The following is a 15,791-nucleotide window of genomic DNA, read 5'->3' as shown; positions in this document are numbered from 1 at the left end:
CCTCCTTCAGTTTTCCTCTTTATTCAAATTCCATGGACTTAATGAGCCCGTTAATCTTCATCTCCTCATTCGTATAATATTCAATCACAAGGCGGCTTCCCGATACAGCCACGCGGCACGTCTTGGCCTGGAGCTTGATCAGGGTATCAGTATAGAGAATGATGCCGCGGTAATTTTCAATCACAACACTGTGGCGGCCCAGAAAAGATACCAGCACTTCCCCCAGAACCACGTCCTTTGGAAGCTTCAAGTTCTCCGCCGCACGAAACTTCATCTCTTCGAACATATCGTTTCTGCCTTTCAGCCAATGATATTATACTATATGCAAAAACGCCGTCCGATTATGCAGGTTAACCATCAAAACACCCGGATAACCGCAGAAGCCGGCCATCCGGTACAGCCGGTCCTCCCATAAAGCTTCCGAAAAGCAAAGAAATCCCTGATCATAAAATGACCAGGGACTCACCTTGTTTGACTAATCAGTAATTAGTTATATTTACGTTTTCTTGCAGCTTCAGACTTTTTCTTACGTCTTACGCTTGGCTTTTCGTAATGCTCTCTCTTACGAATTTCCTGCTGGATACCTGCTTTCGCACAGTTTCTTTTGAATCTGCGTAAAGCGCTATCTAAGCTCTCGTTGTCTTTAACGATTACATTTGACATAGCTCACACCTAACCTCCCTCCAGTTGTGTACTTGTGCATAATACAACTGTTTGGGTATTTTATAGCACTGATATGATTATAGCATAATTTTCCCATTCGTCAAGGAAATTTTTAATTTTTTACCGGAAAATTTATGCCTTATTTCAGCTGGCCTTCAACTACTTTATAAACCTCTTCCAGACATGCGTCTACTCCGGCCGGATTCTTGCCGCCGGCCTGGGCCATATTCGGCCTTCCGCCGCCGCCTCCGCCAACGAGTCCTGCGACAGCCTTGATTAAGTTGCCTGCATGGGCGCCCTTTTTCTGCGCTTCCTCTGTAGCGGTTGCCATTAAGTTCACTTTTCCGTCCAGAACAGAAGCCAGCACAATCACGCCTTCACCCAGCTTATCCTTTAACTGGTCTCCCAAGTTTCTTAAGCCGTTCATGTCCACATCGTCAGCCTTCGCAGCCAGAACCTTAACACCGCCGATCTCCTTCACCTGGTCCATCACATCCCCCAGGGAGTCCTTGGCCAGTCTGCTCTTTAACTTCTCATTTTCAGAATGAAGCGTCTTGATCTCCTCAAGCATGGCTGCAATCCTGGCTGCCAGGGTCTGAGGCGTGGCCTTCGCCGCCTTCGCCGCCTCGTGAAGCTCGGTCTCGGCCTCCTGATAGTACTTCATCAGGCCGTCACCCGTCAGCGCCTCAATTCTGCGCACACCGGCTGCAATACCGGTCTCTGACAAGATTTTAAAGGAACCGATAACGCCTGTATTAGAGATATGGGTGCCACCGCAAAGCTCCGTGGAGAAATCGCCCATCTTTACCACGCGGACATTCTCCCCGTATTTTTCACCAAACAATGCCATGGCGCCCGACTTCTTCGCCTCGTCAAGGCTCATAACCTCTGTCTTTACATTCAGCGCTTCCTTAATCTTCTCATTGACAAGGCATTCCACCTTCTTAATCTCTTCCGGCGTCATGGCGGAGAAATGAGTGAAGTCGAAACGTAGCCTGTCTTCATCCACATAGGAGCCTGCCTGTTCCACATGCTCGCCTAAAACGGTGCGGAGCGCCTTCTGAAGCAGATGAGTCGCACTGTGGTTCTTACCTGTATTCATACGGCTCTCTTCACAGACCTTTAAGGTAACCACATCACCGATCTGGAACATGCCCTTCTTCATCTTTCCCACATGGCCGACCTTGCCGCCCTGCAGATGAATGGTGTCCTCCACCGAAAACTCGCCGTTTGCACTGACAATGACACCCTTGTCGCCCTGCTGGCCGCCCATGGTGCCGTAAAAGCAGGTCTCCTCCGTCACAATCGTGCCGGTCTCTCCGTCCGTCAGCGCCTCCACCAGGTCAGTCTCCGTCGTCAGCGCAGTAATCTTAGAATCACAGACAAGTCTGTCGTATCCGACAAATTCCGTGGTGAGCGCAGGATCGATGGACTGGTAAACAGTCACGTCAGCCCCCATGTAGTTCGTGGTTTTTCTGGCCGCTCTGGCCTTCTCCCGCTGTTCCTGCATGGCCTTCTTAAAGCCGTCCTCATCGATTGAAAAGTGCTTTTCTTCCAGAATTTCTCTCGTCAAATCCAGCGGGAAGCCGTAAGTATCATAGAGCTTGAATGCATCCTCACCGCTCAGTACCGTCTTTCCTGCGGCAGACATCTGTTCTTCCATCTCACTTAGAATCGCAAGCCCCTGATCGATGGTCCGGTTGAATTTATCCTCTTCCTCGGTCAGAACCTTTAAAATCATGGCTTTCTTCTCTTCCAGTTCCGGATATCCGTCTTTGGAAAGCTCAATCACAGTCCTGGAAAGCTCTGCGAGGAATCTTCCCTCGATGCCGAGAAGCCTTCCATGGCGGGCTGCTCTCCGGAGCAGACGGCGCAGCACGTATCCGCGTCCTTCGTTGGATGGCATGATACCGTCGGAAATCATAAAGGTACAGGAGCGGACATGGTCTGTAATCAGGCGAAGGGAAACGTCAACCGACGCATCCTTCTGATATTCCGTGCGGGCAAGCTCTGCAACCCTGTTTAACAGAGCCTTTATGGTGTCAACATCAAAGATGGAATCCACATCCTGAACCACCACCGCCAGACGCTCGAGCCCCATGCCGGTATCGATATTCTTCTGGGCCAGTTCCTCGTAATTGCCGTGTCCGTCGTTCTCGAACTGGGTAAATACGTTATTCCAAACTTCCATGTAACGGTCACATTCACAGCCCACGGTGCAGCCCGGCTTTCCGCAGCCGTACTTCTCTCCGCGGTCATAATAGATTTCAGAACACGGTCCGCAGGGTCCTGCTCCATGCTCCCAGAAGTTATCTTCCTTGCCGAAGCGGAAGATGCGTTCCGGTGCAATGCCGATTTCCTTATTCCAGATATCGAAAGCCTCATCGTCTTCTAAATAGACGGATGGATATAACCTGTCCGGATCCAGTCCCACAACCTCTGTCAAAAACTCCCAGGACCAGCGGATCGCTTCCGTCTTAAAATAATCTCCAAAGGAGAAATTGCCCAGCATCTCAAAGAAGGTGCCGTGACGGGCGGTCTTTCCCACATTCTCGATATCTCCGGTTCTGATACACTTCTGGCAGGTTGTCACACGCTTTCTCGGCGGTATCTCCTGTCCTGTAAAATACGGCTTTAAAGGCGCCATACCTGAGTTGATTAACAATAAGCTGTTATCATTATGCGGAACCAGGGAGAAGCTTTTCATCGCCAGATGTCCCTTGCTCTCAAAAAATTCAAGGAACATTCTCCTCAGTTCATTCACACCTGTCTTGTTCACGTTACTGTCCTCCGTTAATTATTTACTTTCTTCTGTCATACTGCCTGCATTCTTGGCATCCTTATAATCTCTGAATTTCTTGCCGCACACGATTCCGCCCCACGCCACTGCAAGGAAAAACAGAAACTTGATTGCCGTCTGCAGAAAACTTGCTAAAATTGCTGTCATAGATTCAACCCTCCTGACTGATTGCTATAGTTATGCTCATTTTAATATCCTATCATATCACTTTTTATTAATCAAGATGTTGCCGCCGATTTTCTGTGTTATTTCCGAAATCCACGTCATTCCATATGCAAAAAAGCAGTCCCTTCACAAAACAGTTACTCCTGTTCCGTATGGGGACTGCCATTTTCTTTTAATCTTCATTTTCCGCAGGCAGAGCCTGAATATATGTCTCTACGAGATCGTATGTCCTCGTTCTCGTGGATTCCGCCTGGGAAGCCGTATACTCTACACCCTCCAGAGAGCCGCCGCTGTACTTCCTCGCTGCCTCCTCCGCCTTTGTATCCCGGCTCTTCGTCCAGGTCTGCTGTTCGCCTTCCAGCTTACTCCTGGCTTCCTCGTCCAGGCCGTCTATGATATCCGCATAGATGGTGTTCATCTCGATGTTCCAGAGCCGGAGTTCCTTTTCAGCCAGCGTCTTCATGGAATACGTCGTGGAATCGGAGGACTCACTGCGCATCTTCTGAACCTGGGCATCTAATTCCGCCAGGCGTCTTTCGTAATATGCCAGTTTTTCTTCCTCGTCATTCTGAAACGATGCGCTTCCGCCCGGTCCTAACGGGGAGATGGATGGGACAGCCGCCGCATCCTCCCTGCTTCCCGGTCCGGCCGCTGCTGTCTCCGGGACTGCAGCTTCTCCTGCAGCCTCGTCTGAATCCATCAGAAATGATTCAGGAGCCGGCGCCGCCGCCCCTTCTGCCGCCATGATCCGGGAGGACGCAGGTTCCGGAACTGCCGCCTGGTCAGCCGCCTCTCCCGTGTTACCCGGTGCCGCATCTTCCTCCTCTATGGGAGCCGCCGCCATACGCTTTTTGGCCGCTGCGGGAGTCTCCGCTCCTGCTCCCTCCGAATAGGCCTGCGGTATTCCTCCGCCTGCCGTCACCGGCATCTGCGTCACCGCCACGGTGTCCAGTGAACCGCCGTTCTGCCGGATAAATCTGCTGGTTGCAAACGTTACCGCGATCCCGATCAGCAGGATGGCAGCGATCACAAACCAGATTCCTTTATTTTTATTCATGATTATCATCCTAACATACTTTGATAAAATTACCATATCATAAATAAAAAAGAAAGGAAATAGGGTTCGTTAATTAGTAAGAGATTGTAAGAGATACGTAAGTTTTACAGGCCTTCATCCACCAGTAAGCTGTCCCCATCCGCGGCAGTGGTAGCCAGCTGATCGCACCGCTCATTCTCCGGATGCCCGGCATGTCCTTTTACCCAGCAGAAGGTAACGCGGTGAGGTTCCATGGCTTTTAAAAGCCGTTTCCACAGATCGATATTCTTGACCGGACCGCTCTTGCCGCGCTTCCAGTTGTTCTTCACCCAGTTGTCGATCCAGTGCTGGTTGAAGGCATCCGTTACATACTTGGAATCTGAATACAGTTCCACCTCGCAGGGCCTGTTCAGCGCCTCCAGCCCTGCGATTGCGGCCATCAGCTCCATACGGTTGTTGGTCGTCCTCACATAACCGGCCGACAGCGTCTTTTCATGGAGCTGCCCTTTGGAATCCGTGAACTGAAGTACAGCTCCGTAACCACCGGGTCCGTCCGGATTTCCTCTTGCAGCTCCATCTGTAAACAATAGTACTTTTCCCATCTTATGTCATTCTCCTGGCTATAAGCACTCAGCGGACGTTATTTGCCGCTTCCGTGCGATGTATGTCACCTCCACCTGGTTTAAGTCCCTCACAGACCTGGTGGAGTGGCTCGTTATCTGTCCCATTTATCGCATAATGAATTGATCTGGTCCGCGAATTTAGCCAGATCCTTGTTGGCTCCGCCTTCGTTATGGCGGATCACCGACAGCAGGCGTTCTCCTGCAGCCAGCAGACGCGCATAGACGCCAACCGCACGCTTCGCCGTCTCCACCGTCTTCGTCACAACTACTCCGGTTCTCTGCTCCAGCCATCTGCCGGCCGCTAAGTCGTATACAGATCCTGAATACGGCGCATCCGCCTGATATCCATATTCTTCTTTTAAAAGATTCCCGAACGAATCGCACACCTCATCATTCCCATGTACCAGAAATACTTCCCGGGGCTTCTCCTCGAATGCGTTCAGCCACTGAATCAGCCCTTCCATATCTGCATGGGCACTCATTCCATCCATCTTCTCAATGTGGGCCTCAACCTGAATGGTTTCACCGAACAGCCTCACCTCCCGGCCGCCTTCCAAAAGGCTTCTGCCCAGCGTTCCTATGGACTGATACCCCGTAAAGACGATGGTACATTCAGGCCGCCACAGATTATGCTTTAAATGGTGCCTGATCCGGCCCGCATCGCACATGCCTGCCGCGGAGATGATGACCTTCGGTTTTGTGTCGAAATTGATATCTCTCGATTCCGCGCTGGTAATGGAGAGCTTCAGCCCCGGAAACGAGATCGGGTTGATCCCCTGCGTCACAAGCGCCTTCGTCTCCTCGTCATAACAGTCCACCAGATTATCCTTAAACACACTGGTCGCCTCAACGGCAAGAGGACTGTCGACATAGACCTCGAATCCGTCGTGCCCCTTCACCATATGCTCCGCCTTGATGATCCGGAACATGTAGAGAAGTTCCTGCGTTCTGCCCACGGCAAATGCAGGAATCACCACATTGCCGCCCCGGTCCAGGGTTCTCTGGACGATATCCGCGAGAATGGAGACGTGATCCGGTATCTGGCCGTGAAGCCGGTCGCCATAGGTACACTCCATCACTACGTAATCCGCATTTTTGATATACTGGGGATCCCGGATCAGCGGCTTATTCTTATTGCCGATGTCACCGGAAAATACGATTTTCTTCGAAATATCATTCTCTTTGATCCATACCTCGATGGAGGCAGACCCCAGTAAATGTCCGACATCGGTAAACCGAATGGTAAGGCCCTCCTCCAGTTTTATTATTTCATCATAGCTGCAGGGGTTAAACTGCTTTAATACCCCCATTGCATCATTCATTTCATACAGCGGCACTTCTTCCTGCCGCCCGGCTCGTCTGGCCTTCCTGTTCTTCCACTCCGCCTCTGATTCCTGGATATGCGCGCTGTCCTTCAGCATGATATTGCACAAATCCGCCGTGGCTTCGGTGGTGATAATTTCCCCTCGGAATCCTCTCGCATAGATAAAAGGAAGCATCCCTGCATGGTCGATATGGGCATGAGTCAGAAGCACATAATCGATCTCCGAATAGCTCACCGGAAGCTCCGCATTCTCAAAATAGTCCACACCCTGCTTCATACCGCAGTCCACCAGAATCTTAAGCCCTGCGGCTTCTAAATAATGGCAGCTGCCGGTTACCTCATGGTCCGCGCCGATGAACATTAATTTCATTGAAAGCCCTCCTTATTTTTCTTCTGTCGGTCATTTTCCTATTATAGCATAAACTCAAACCTCATGAAAGGCCTCATTCTCCTGTTCTGCCGTTCCCGGTGAATTTATATGATAATGCAGATCATTCCTCCGTTGCTGTCGTTGATGATCTTCTGAAGCGTATCCTGAAGCTTCAGCTGACAGTCCTCCGTAAGCTGGGAGACTTTGGCGGATATACCATCCTCCACAATCTGCTCGATGGACTTTCCAAAAATATTGGTGTTCCAGATGCCTTCCTCGCTCTCTCTGGCATTTTCCTTGATGTAGGCAATCAAGTCCTCTGCCTGCTGTTCACTGCCTACAATCGGTGCGATCTCTGTCTGGATATGGGCCTTGATCAGATTGATGGAGGGGGCCTCCGCCCGCATCTTGACCCCGTATTTGTTGCCGTGTTTAATCACTTCCGGCTCATCGAGGATGATTTCCGAACGTTCCGGCGTCACAACACCATATCCTTTTAAACGAACCTGGCTCATGGCATTGTTCACTTTTTCATACTCCGCACGCATCTTTGCAAGATCGCTTAAGGTCTGCATCAGCTGGTATTCTCCTTCGATGGGAATTCCCACGTAGTCGCTTAGGATCTGATAATAATAGCTGTCATCCACATCCATACCCATGGAGACACTTCCATCCGCCATGTTCATATTCTGTACTTTTACGGCCCGGATACTCTCAATTGCGCCGTCGAACAGATCGGAGGTGATATCCTTCATATGGGTAACCTTTTTCACCATGTCCTTGGCGGCCTGGATAATCTGTGATTTCAGCCAGTGGCTTGCAGGAAGAATCTCCAGCCATTTGGGAATATAGAAATCCATCTCCGTAACCGGAAATTCCTTCAGCACGCGTTCCAGTATATGGTAGACATCGTCCTTTTTCAGCTGCTCGCAGTTCACCGGCATGACGGTCACATCGTATTTTTCCCTCATCTCCTTCGCAAGAGCTGCAGTCTCATCGGAATACGGTTTTACGGAGTTTAAGAGCACGATGAACGGCTTTCCGAGTTCCTTCAGTTCTGTGATGGTCCGCTCTTCCGCGGCTATGTAGTTGGGGCGTTTCAGTTCCCCGATGGTGCCATCCGTCGTGATAACGACGCCGATGGTGGAGTGGTCGTTTATGACCTTCCTCGTTCCGATCTCTGCGGCCTTTGTAAAGGGAATCTCATAGTCAAACCATGGAGTCTTTACAAGTCGTTCTTCATCATTTTCGATGTGTCCGGCTGCGCCTTCCACCATAAATCCCACGCAGTCGATGAGCCGGACCTTCGTCTCGATCTCCTCACCCAGCCGGATCTCCGCCGCCTCCTTCGGTATAAATTTCGGTTCCGTCGTCATAATCGTCTTCCCGGCCGCGCTCTGCGGAAGTTCATCTCTCGTCTGCGTTTTCTGATGCTCATCCACCATTTCCGGCAGCACCATCAGTTCCATAAACCGTTTGATAAAGGTGGATTTTCCCGTCCGCACCGGTCCGACTACGCCTATATAAATCTCTCCATTGGTCCGGGCTTTAATATCACTGTATACATCAAAATTGTCCATAAAGATACCCCCTTCTGTGCTGTTATAATATATGCAGGGGATCACTTAATATTCCAGCAAGTCTGTTTAAGATTATTTGATGCCCTCAATCTTCCCACCATTGGGAAAGCCCCAGGTTCTTCCGTCCCTGGGGCTTTCTCTGCATGAGTCATTGAAGCACTTCCGGCTTCTCTGAATCGCTTAAGAAATCGTAGTTTGAATTCCGGTAATAATACCATACAAATATAAAGCTGAGCAAAGTCACTATGGTGGTCAGTATGCCACCCTCAATTCCAAAGGCACCTCCGTTCAGCAGATTGCTTTCCGCATATTGCGTTGTAATGATGCCAGGAATCTGGAGGCCACTGACAGGCATTCCATAGACCACCCCCTGAAAGATATTCCAGGTAATATGATATCCAATACACATCCATATGGAACCCGACTTTAGAAACATATAGGAAAAAAGTATCCCGACAAGTATAATGTTAAAGACGGAAAAAAATGTTACTCCCGGATTACTCAAATGAATCAGTCCAAAAATCACAGACGGAACAAACATAATAACAGGGACATTGCGGCACCGACGCAGAACAGCCATTAAAAAGCCGCGGTTCAACGTTTCCTCCGCGATCCCCACCAAAACAAAAGTAAGCAGCCACCAGAAGGTCAGTCCCGAAACTGTAATTCCGTTTGATACAACGCGGCCCTTTCCTATCATAAGAACCAAAAGAAAGATAACAGAGCAGTTTAAAATTCCCAGCAGCATACCTGCAGCCCCGTCTTTTCTCCTCTTCTTACCCTTTAAAGAATCCAGTCCCATCTCCCGGACCGAATGTTTCATCCCCAATCGCCATATGGCAATTGGAACTGCAAGCATAAGAAGTTCTGTAAGTATCTGAAACGCAACGGGCAGAAAGATGTTATCGAACCATTCTGCCACGCTGGAAAACTCTCCGGTTACCGGATTGATGTCGCCTGTGGCAATCAAAATCTTTCTCAGCAGCTCTATGATCTGATTGCCGGAGGCAAGAGCCAGAATATAGTAAACAGCCATTGTAATCAGGATAATCCACCCTGACCGCACCTGTCCGAATCTGTTTTTCATCAATCTGTTATCCCATAATCTGCTCATTGGCCGCTCCAACTTCCTACTCACTTAAATAAGCCTTCTTCACCGAATCATCATTCATCAGTTCCTTCGCATCTCCGCTCAGAACGATATCTCCCGTCTCCAACACGTAGGCCCTGTTTGCGATGGAAAGCGCCTTTTTCGCATTCTGCTCCACTAAAAGCACCGTGGTTCCGGACTTGTTGATCTCCTGAATGATATCGAAGATTTCATTGACATAGATTGGAGACAAGCCCATGGACGGCTCATCCATGACAATCAGCTTCGGATGCGACATCAGTGCTCGTCCCATGGCCAGCATCTGCTGTTCTCCGCCGCTCAAGGTTCCGGCCGGCTGGTTCCTGCGCTCCAGCAGTCTCGGAAAGCGCTTATAGATCATCTGCAGCATCTCCTCGATCTCCGTCTTGTCTTTCCTCGTATAAGCTCCCAGCTTCAGGTTCTCGAATACGGTCAGATCTGCAAACACACGTCTGCCCTCGGGAACGTGAGCCATTCCCATTCCGACAATCCTGTCGCCCCGGACCTTTGTAATATCGCAGCCATCAAAGCCGATCGAACCGCCGGCCGCTTTTAACAGACCGGTGATCGTATGCAGCGTCGTCGTTTTGCCCGCGCCGTTGGCTCCGATTAAGGCTACAATCTCCCCTTCATTTACTTCAAAGGATATTCCTTTCAGCGCCTTGATGACGCCGTAATACACTTCCAGATTTTTAACTTCCAGTATTGCCATGCCCGTCTCCTCCTATTCTCCGAGATATGCCTTGATGACCTCCGGGTCATTTAACACATCCGCCGTATTGCCCTGGGCGAGTACCTGACCAAAGTTTAACACAGTCAGCTTCTCACAGATACCGGAGACAAGTTTCATATCATGCTCGATCAGAAGAATCGTCATATCGAAATTATCGCGTACAAACCGGATGGTGTCCATCAGTTCCTTCGTCTCGTTGGGATTCATGCCGGCCGCCGGCTCATCGAGAAGCAGAAGCTTCGGATTCGTTGCCAGTGCCCGGGCGATCTCCAGCTTCCGCTGTTTGCCATATGGCAGATTGGAGGCCAGAGTATCCTTTTCCCAGTCCAGATCAAAGACCTTCAGAAGTTCTACCGCCTTCTCGTCCATCGTCTTCTCCACCTTAAAATACTTGGGAAGACGCAGAATTCCGGCTATGGTAGAATAGGAATACTGATTGTGAAGACCCGCCTTCACGTTGTCGAGCACAGTCAGCTCCTTAAACAGACGGATATTCTGGAAGGTTCTGGCGACACCCGCGCGGTTGATCTCCATAGTCTTCTTCCCTGTGATGTTCATTCCATCCAAGTGGATCGTACCCATATTAGGCTTATATACACCGGTCAACAGGTTGAATATCGTCGTCTTACCGGCGCCGTTAGGGCCGATCAGTCCGTAGAGCTGGCCTTTCTCAATGGTAATGCTGAAATCATCCACGGCGCGCAGTCCGCCGAAAGAGATGCCGAGGTTTTTAATTTCAAGTAATGCCATGCTTATGAAACCTCCTTATCTGCCGTGTTCTTATGAAAATACCGTTTCAGAGAGTGACGTTTTCTGAAATCGATAAATTTCGGACTCCAGTTGAAAATCATCATGACAATCAAAATAATTGCGTAAATCAGCATACGATACGTATTGAGTCCGCGGAGCATCTCCGGAAGCAGAGTCAGGATCACTGCGGCAATCATGGATCCGCGGATGTTGCCGATTCCGCCCAGCACAACGAATACCAGAATCATAATGGACTGATTGTATCCGAAATTCTTCTGTGTCGCCGTCAGAGCCGATAAGTTGTGGGAATAAAGAACGCCCGCAACACCGGCTAAGGAAGCGGATATGGTAAACGCCATCAGTTTATACTTTGTGATGTTGATACCGATGGATTCCGCCGCAATCCGGTTGTCACGCACCGACATGATGGCACGGCCGGATCTGGAATGAATCAGATTCAGGACGATAAACAGTGTGATCAGAATCAGAATGATCCCCACCGTAAATGTGGCGTTTTTCGGCGTTCCGTTGATTCCCTGGGCGCCGTTCATAATTATCTGACCATCTTCCTGCATCTGAAGCGCCATGGCATTTTTTATGGAGACATGAATGCCGTTGCTGTCCTTTCCCAGATAGATGACATTGACCACATTCTTAATAATCTCACCGAATGCCAGCGTAACTATGGCCAGATAGTCGCCCCTCAGCCTCAGCACCGGAATTCCTACGACGATGCCGGCTGCAGCCGCGGCCGCGGCGCCTACCAGGATTGCCAGCGTAAAACGGATTCCTGCACTGGGAATCGTATCCAGCATACAGATGGAAAATAAGGAGCTGGCAAATGCTCCCACGCACATAAAACCGGCGTGTCCCAGGCTCAGCTCGCCCAGGATGCCTACCGTTAAATTCAGGGAGACAGCCATGATCGTATAGATGCAGAGAGGTACCAGAAGGCCCTTCATCAGGCTGCTCATGTGCCCCCCGCTGATCAGGATCTCTACTATAATATAGGCTGCGATGACGATACCGTATGTAATCAAATTGCTTCTTGTTGTTTTATTTATCTGCAGACTTTTCGTCTTTCCACTTTTTCCCATGACCCGCACCTACACTTTCTCGTTAATCTTCTTGCCCAGAATACCGGTAGGCTTTACAAGAAGCACAATGATCAGGACTGCGAAAACAATGGCGTCGGAAAGCTGGGAAGAAATATAGGCCTTGCTTAAGTTCTCAATCACGCCCAGTAACAGGCCGCCGATAAACGCACCCGGAATGGAGCCGATACCGCCGAATACAGCAGCGACGAAGGCCTTGATTCCCGGCATGGAGCCGGTGTACGGCGTCAGGGTCGGATATGCGGAACAGAGTAAGGTACCCGCAATGGCGGCTAATGCGGAACCGATGGCAAAAGTCAGCGCGATCGTTCCATCCACATTGATCCCCATCAGCTGGGCTGCTCCTTTATCTTCGGATACAGCCAGCATGGCCTGCCCTGCCTTCGTTTTCTTGATGAAGGTAGTCAGTACCACCATAATCACGATACAGGAAACGATGGTAACCAGCGTTTCCCCTGAAATCGTCAGTCTCCCTCCTGCAAGCTTCAAAGCCGGAATCGTAACAACTGATGTAAAGGACTTCGGATTGGATCCAAAAACCAGCAGCGCGATGTTCTGAAGTAAGTAGCTGACACCGATTGCTGTAATTAAGACAGCCAGAGGTGAAGCCATACGGAGAGGTCTGTACGCGACCTTCTCAATGGTGACACCGAGAACCGTACATATGATGACAGCAAGAAGAATGCCGGCAAGCGGTGGAAGCCCCATCGTGCTGACAACGGTGAATACCACGTATCCTCCGATCATGATGACATCGCCGTGAGCGAAATTCAGCATCTTGGCGATACCATATACCATGGTGTATCCCAGCGCAATGATGGCATATACACTGCCCAGGCTTAGACCATTAATAAAATAGGATATGAAACTCATCATATCATCGCACCTCATTCGTTGTTTATTCCCGCGAGCAGCAAGGCAGACGGACACAGCGCGCGTCCAGCCGGCGATTGCATGCCCTGCTATATCGGGTACTGCCGCGGGTATTAGATTTGAAAAGAAGAGGGTCGTCCTCTGGACGACCCTCTATTGGGTCATATACCAAGCAATATGTACCTGATAAACTTACATTGCATTGTATACGCCGTCTACAATCTTTACAGCCTTCGGAGCCTTCTCCGGCTCGCCGTCAGCGGTCCACTTCATGCCTGAACCTGTTAATCCGTCTACAGAAACCTCTGTCATGGCGGTCTTTAACTTATCGCAGATCGTAGATGCATCCATATCAGGAGTGATACCTGCCTTTTCTGCGGCCGCCTTGATTGCATAAACTGCATCGTAAGCGTCAGCAGCGAACTGGTTCGGCGTATCGCCGTATTTCTCTTTATATGTAGTAACGAAGTTCTTTGTTAAGTCATCCTGTGCATCTGCAGCGAATGGTGTCAGCAGCATAATGCCTTCTGCCAGTGATGTATCGAAGTTCTCTACCGTTAAAAGGCCATCCAGACCGTCACAGCCAAAGAATTCCGGTTCGTATCCCATCTGCTTTGCCTGCACCAGAATTAAGGATGCCTGCTGATAGTAGATTGGAAGGAATACCAGTTCTGCACCGGCGTCCTGTGCCTTCTGAATCTGTACGGAGAAGTTCGTGTTATTGTCAGCGGTAAACGCTTCGTCAGCTACCACTTCAAAGCCCTGGTTCGCAGCTTCTGCGATGAACTTGTCGTGAATACCGGATGAATAAACATCAGAACTGTCGTAGATAATCGCTACTTTAGTAGCCAGCTTGTTCTCACCGATGTACTGTGCGGAAGCAGCACCCTGGTTCGGATCAGAGAAGCAGATACGGAACTGGTTGTCAAACTTTGCGCAGTCCACAGCAGAACCGGATGGTGTCAGCTGGAACATGTTATCGTTGCTGGACTCTGAGCCGACTGCGATACACGGTGCGGAAGTAACTGTACCGACTAACATCTGCATACCCCAGTCCTTTAACGTGTTGTAAGCATTGACTGCTTTTTCCGTGTCGTTCTCATCGTCCTGGAAATTATACTCGATCTGTACTCCTCCGATACCGCCGGCCGCATTAATCTCATTAATCGCCAGTTCAGCGCCGTTCATAACGGCCTGTCCGTAGATTGCGGTTGCTCCGGTGATCGGTCCGATGCCGCCAAGCTTAAAGGAACCGCCTGCGGTCTGCTCAGCTGCTCCGGCATCTGCTGCAGCTGTGGTTTCAGCTGTTCCTGCCGTTGTTGTGCCATTGTCACTCTTGCCGCCGCATGCAGTTAAGGATGCAGCCATAACAGCAACAAGGCCAAGGCTTACCAACTTCTTTGTTGTTTTCATAATTCATTCCTCCTCTTGTTTCACTTCACATACCGAGTCCGTACAGCACTCCGTATGGTTTGATAGCTTTGCTACCTTTTAAAATTCATATATACAGTTCCTGTGACTATATATACATAGTCTCTATAATAAGATGGCTTTTTTAAAATGTCAACTAATTTCCGGTATTTCTTTCAAAATTCAATCATCCATCCATATTTTACCACGGAAGGTCGGAGCTCTCTATCGTTTTATCCCGCAGCATCAGGCCTTTTACAGCCTCCGATGCCGGTTTATGATCGAATAATATTGCATTAACCTGTTCCACAATCGGCATGTCAATCCCATATTTTTCTGAAAGCTTCAGCGCAGCCTTTGCGGAATAAACGCCTTCCACCACCATCTTTACTTCCTTCATGGCCTCCTCCATGGAATATCCTTTTCCAATCAGGATTCCGGCGCGGCGGTTCCGGCTGTGCATACTGGCGCAGGTAACGATCAGATCGCCGATTCCCGAAAGACCGCAGAAGGTCTGGAACTTTCCTCCCATGGCCGTTCCCAGCCTGGCAATCTCCGCGATTCCGCGTGTAATCAGCGCAGCCTTCGTATTGTCGCCGTATCCCAGTCCGTCTGCAATACCGGCAGCCAGGGCGATGACATTTTTAAGGGATCCGCCCAGTTCGATGCCCTGCATGTCCGGGCTGGTATAGACGCGGAATACCTCGCTCATAAAGACGGACTGAATGTACTCAGCGGTCTTCCTGCTGTGCGCGCCCGCGACACAGGTGGTGGGAAGTCCCCTGCTCACCTCTTCCGCATGGCTGGGGCCCGATAAAACAGCGACATCCGCCATGGGGAGTTCGTCTTCCAGAATCTCGGAAAGCGTCTTAAGCGTCGACTCCTCGATTCCCTTTGCCACATTTACAATTATCTGTCCTTCTCTGCAGTAAGGCTTCATCTTCTGAGCCGTAGAACGGACATAGACGGACGGAACGGCGGTAACCAGCACCTCCTTGTCCTCCATGACCTCCTCAAGGCTCTCTGTAAACATCATACCATCCGGAAGAACCAGATCCGGCAGAGTGTGATGGCGCCCAGTCGTCTTCATCTCCGTGATTTCCTCCGGCAGCGCCGACCACACGGATACTGAATGACCATTGTTATACAGAAGAACCGCCAAAGCGATTCCCCAGCTTCCTGACCCGACAATCCCAATCTTTGCCATGAACCTTCACCTC

At 50.0% G+C, this 15,791-nt stretch carries 15 protein-coding genes; all 15 read right to left on the bottom strand.

The genetic code is table 11. From position 1 onward, the window contains the following. Positions 1-19: 19 nt before the first annotated feature. Positions 20-286, bottom strand: a complete 267-nt coding sequence (locus NE473_RS00795) for a YabP/YqfC family sporulation protein (RefSeq protein ID WP_006774724.1) — start codon at positions 284-286, stop codon at positions 20-22. Positions 287-486: 200 nt separating this feature from the next. Further along, a complete protein-coding gene (gene rpsU / locus NE473_RS00790) occupies positions 487-663 on the bottom strand; it encodes a 30S ribosomal protein S21 (RefSeq protein ID WP_003504099.1) in 177 nt (58 codons plus the stop codon). Positions 664-802: 139 nt separating this feature from the next. Beyond that, the gene (gene alaS / locus NE473_RS00785) at positions 803-3,409 is read right to left on the bottom strand and encodes an alanine--tRNA ligase (RefSeq protein WP_055649013.1); all 2,607 of its coding nucleotides are present in this window, start codon (positions 3,407-3,409) and stop codon (positions 803-805) included. Positions 3,410-3,460: 51 nt separating this feature from the next. Next, complete coding sequence (locus tag NE473_RS00780; RefSeq protein WP_022032567.1) at positions 3,461-3,610, bottom strand: hypothetical protein; 150 nt, start codon at positions 3,608-3,610, stop codon at positions 3,461-3,463. Between the two features lie 190 nt (positions 3,611-3,800). Beyond that, the gene (locus NE473_RS00775; protein WP_242866043.1) at positions 3,801-4,685 is read right to left on the bottom strand and encodes a lysozyme inhibitor LprI family protein; all 885 of its coding nucleotides are present in this window, start codon (positions 4,683-4,685) and stop codon (positions 3,801-3,803) included. A 104-nt stretch (positions 4,686-4,789) separates the two neighbouring features. After that, positions 4,790-5,266, bottom strand: coding sequence for a ribonuclease HI (gene rnhA / locus NE473_RS00770; protein WP_006776061.1), 477 nt, complete (start codon positions 5,264-5,266; stop codon positions 4,790-4,792). Positions 5,267-5,379: 113 nt separating this feature from the next. Next, entirely contained in the window at positions 5,380-6,981 is a 1,602-nt protein-coding gene (locus tag NE473_RS00765; protein WP_022032569.1) for an MBL fold metallo-hydrolase RNA specificity domain-containing protein, read from the bottom strand. A gap of 104 nt (positions 6,982-7,085) precedes the next feature. Further along, complete coding sequence (spoIVA, locus tag NE473_RS00760; RefSeq protein WP_055648861.1) at positions 7,086-8,561, bottom strand: stage IV sporulation protein A; 1,476 nt, start codon at positions 8,559-8,561, stop codon at positions 7,086-7,088. Between the two features lie 148 nt (positions 8,562-8,709). Continuing rightward, positions 8,710-9,675: a CPBP family intramembrane glutamic endopeptidase gene (locus NE473_RS00755; RefSeq protein ID WP_055648860.1), complete on the bottom strand. Its 966-nt coding sequence runs from the start codon at positions 9,673-9,675 to the stop codon at positions 8,710-8,712. A gap of 16 nt (positions 9,676-9,691) precedes the next feature. Next, positions 9,692-10,402: an ABC transporter ATP-binding protein gene (locus NE473_RS00750; RefSeq protein WP_055648859.1), complete on the bottom strand. Its 711-nt coding sequence runs from the start codon at positions 10,400-10,402 to the stop codon at positions 9,692-9,694. Between the two features lie 12 nt (positions 10,403-10,414). Then, entirely contained in the window at positions 10,415-11,173 is a 759-nt protein-coding gene (locus NE473_RS00745) for an ABC transporter ATP-binding protein (protein WP_055648858.1), read from the bottom strand. Positions 11,174-11,175: 2 nt separating this feature from the next. Next, positions 11,176-12,270, bottom strand: a complete 1,095-nt coding sequence (locus tag NE473_RS00740) for a branched-chain amino acid ABC transporter permease (protein ID WP_055649012.1) — start codon at positions 12,268-12,270, stop codon at positions 11,176-11,178. Positions 12,271-12,279: 9 nt separating this feature from the next. Next, complete coding sequence (locus NE473_RS00735) at positions 12,280-13,161, bottom strand: branched-chain amino acid ABC transporter permease (protein WP_039892877.1); 882 nt, start codon at positions 13,159-13,161, stop codon at positions 12,280-12,282. Between the two features lie 192 nt (positions 13,162-13,353). Beyond that, on the bottom strand, positions 13,354-14,574 hold the full coding sequence (locus NE473_RS00730; protein ID WP_055648857.1) for an ABC transporter substrate-binding protein: 1,221 nt from the start codon (positions 14,572-14,574) through the stop codon (positions 13,354-13,356). Between the two features lie 199 nt (positions 14,575-14,773). Further along, positions 14,774-15,778: an NAD(P)H-dependent glycerol-3-phosphate dehydrogenase gene (locus tag NE473_RS00725; RefSeq protein ID WP_022032575.1), complete on the bottom strand. Its 1,005-nt coding sequence runs from the start codon at positions 15,776-15,778 to the stop codon at positions 14,774-14,776. Between the last annotated feature and the right edge of the window lie 13 nt (positions 15,779-15,791).

The organism is Hungatella sp. SL.1.14 (assembly GCF_024460495.1).
Classification (GTDB): Bacteria; Bacillota; Clostridia; order Lachnospirales; family Lachnospiraceae; genus Hungatella; species Hungatella hathewayi.
This window is presented reverse-complemented; position numbering and strand designations above follow the sequence as displayed.

Bases quoted from the DNA above. Each gene is read 5' to 3' on its own strand.
- NE473_RS00795 (WP_006774724.1), bottom strand. From the start codon at position 286: ATGTTCGAAGAGATGAAGTTTCGTGCGGCGGAGAACTTGAAGCTTCCA.
- rpsU (WP_003504099.1), bottom strand. From the start codon at position 663: ATGTCAAATGTAATCGTTAAAGACAACGAGAGCTTAGATAGCGCTTTA.
- alaS (WP_055649013.1), bottom strand. From the start codon at position 3,409: ATGTTCCTTGAATTTTTTGAGAGCAAGGGACATCTGGCGATGAAAAGC.
- NE473_RS00780 (WP_022032567.1), bottom strand. From the start codon at position 3,610: ATGACAGCAATTTTAGCAAGTTTTCTGCAGACGGCAATCAAGTTTCTG.
- NE473_RS00775 (WP_242866043.1), bottom strand. From the start codon at position 4,685: ATGAATAAAAATAAAGGAATCTGGTTTGTGATCGCTGCCATCCTGCTG.
- rnhA (WP_006776061.1), bottom strand. From the start codon at position 5,266: ATGGGAAAAGTACTATTGTTTACAGATGGAGCTGCAAGAGGAAATCCG.
- NE473_RS00765 (WP_022032569.1), bottom strand. From the start codon at position 6,981: ATGAAATTAATGTTCATCGGCGCGGACCATGAGGTAACCGGCAGCTGC.
- spoIVA (WP_055648861.1), bottom strand. From the start codon at position 8,561: ATGGACAATTTTGATGTATACAGTGATATTAAAGCCCGGACCAATGGA.
- NE473_RS00755 (WP_055648860.1), bottom strand. From the start codon at position 9,675: ATGAGCAGATTATGGGATAACAGATTGATGAAAAACAGATTCGGACAG.
- NE473_RS00750 (WP_055648859.1), bottom strand. From the start codon at position 10,402: ATGGCAATACTGGAAGTTAAAAATCTGGAAGTGTATTACGGCGTCATC.
- NE473_RS00745 (WP_055648858.1), bottom strand. From the start codon at position 11,173: ATGGCATTACTTGAAATTAAAAACCTCGGCATCTCTTTCGGCGGACTG.
- NE473_RS00740 (WP_055649012.1), bottom strand. From the start codon at position 12,270: ATGGGAAAAAGTGGAAAGACGAAAAGTCTGCAGATAAATAAAACAACA.
- NE473_RS00735 (WP_039892877.1), bottom strand. From the start codon at position 13,161: ATGAGTTTCATATCCTATTTTATTAATGGTCTAAGCCTGGGCAGTGTA.
- NE473_RS00730 (WP_055648857.1), bottom strand. From the start codon at position 14,574: ATGAAAACAACAAAGAAGTTGGTAAGCCTTGGCCTTGTTGCTGTTATG.
- NE473_RS00725 (WP_022032575.1), bottom strand. From the start codon at position 15,778: ATGGCAAAGATTGGGATTGTCGGGTCAGGAAGCTGGGGAATCGCTTTG.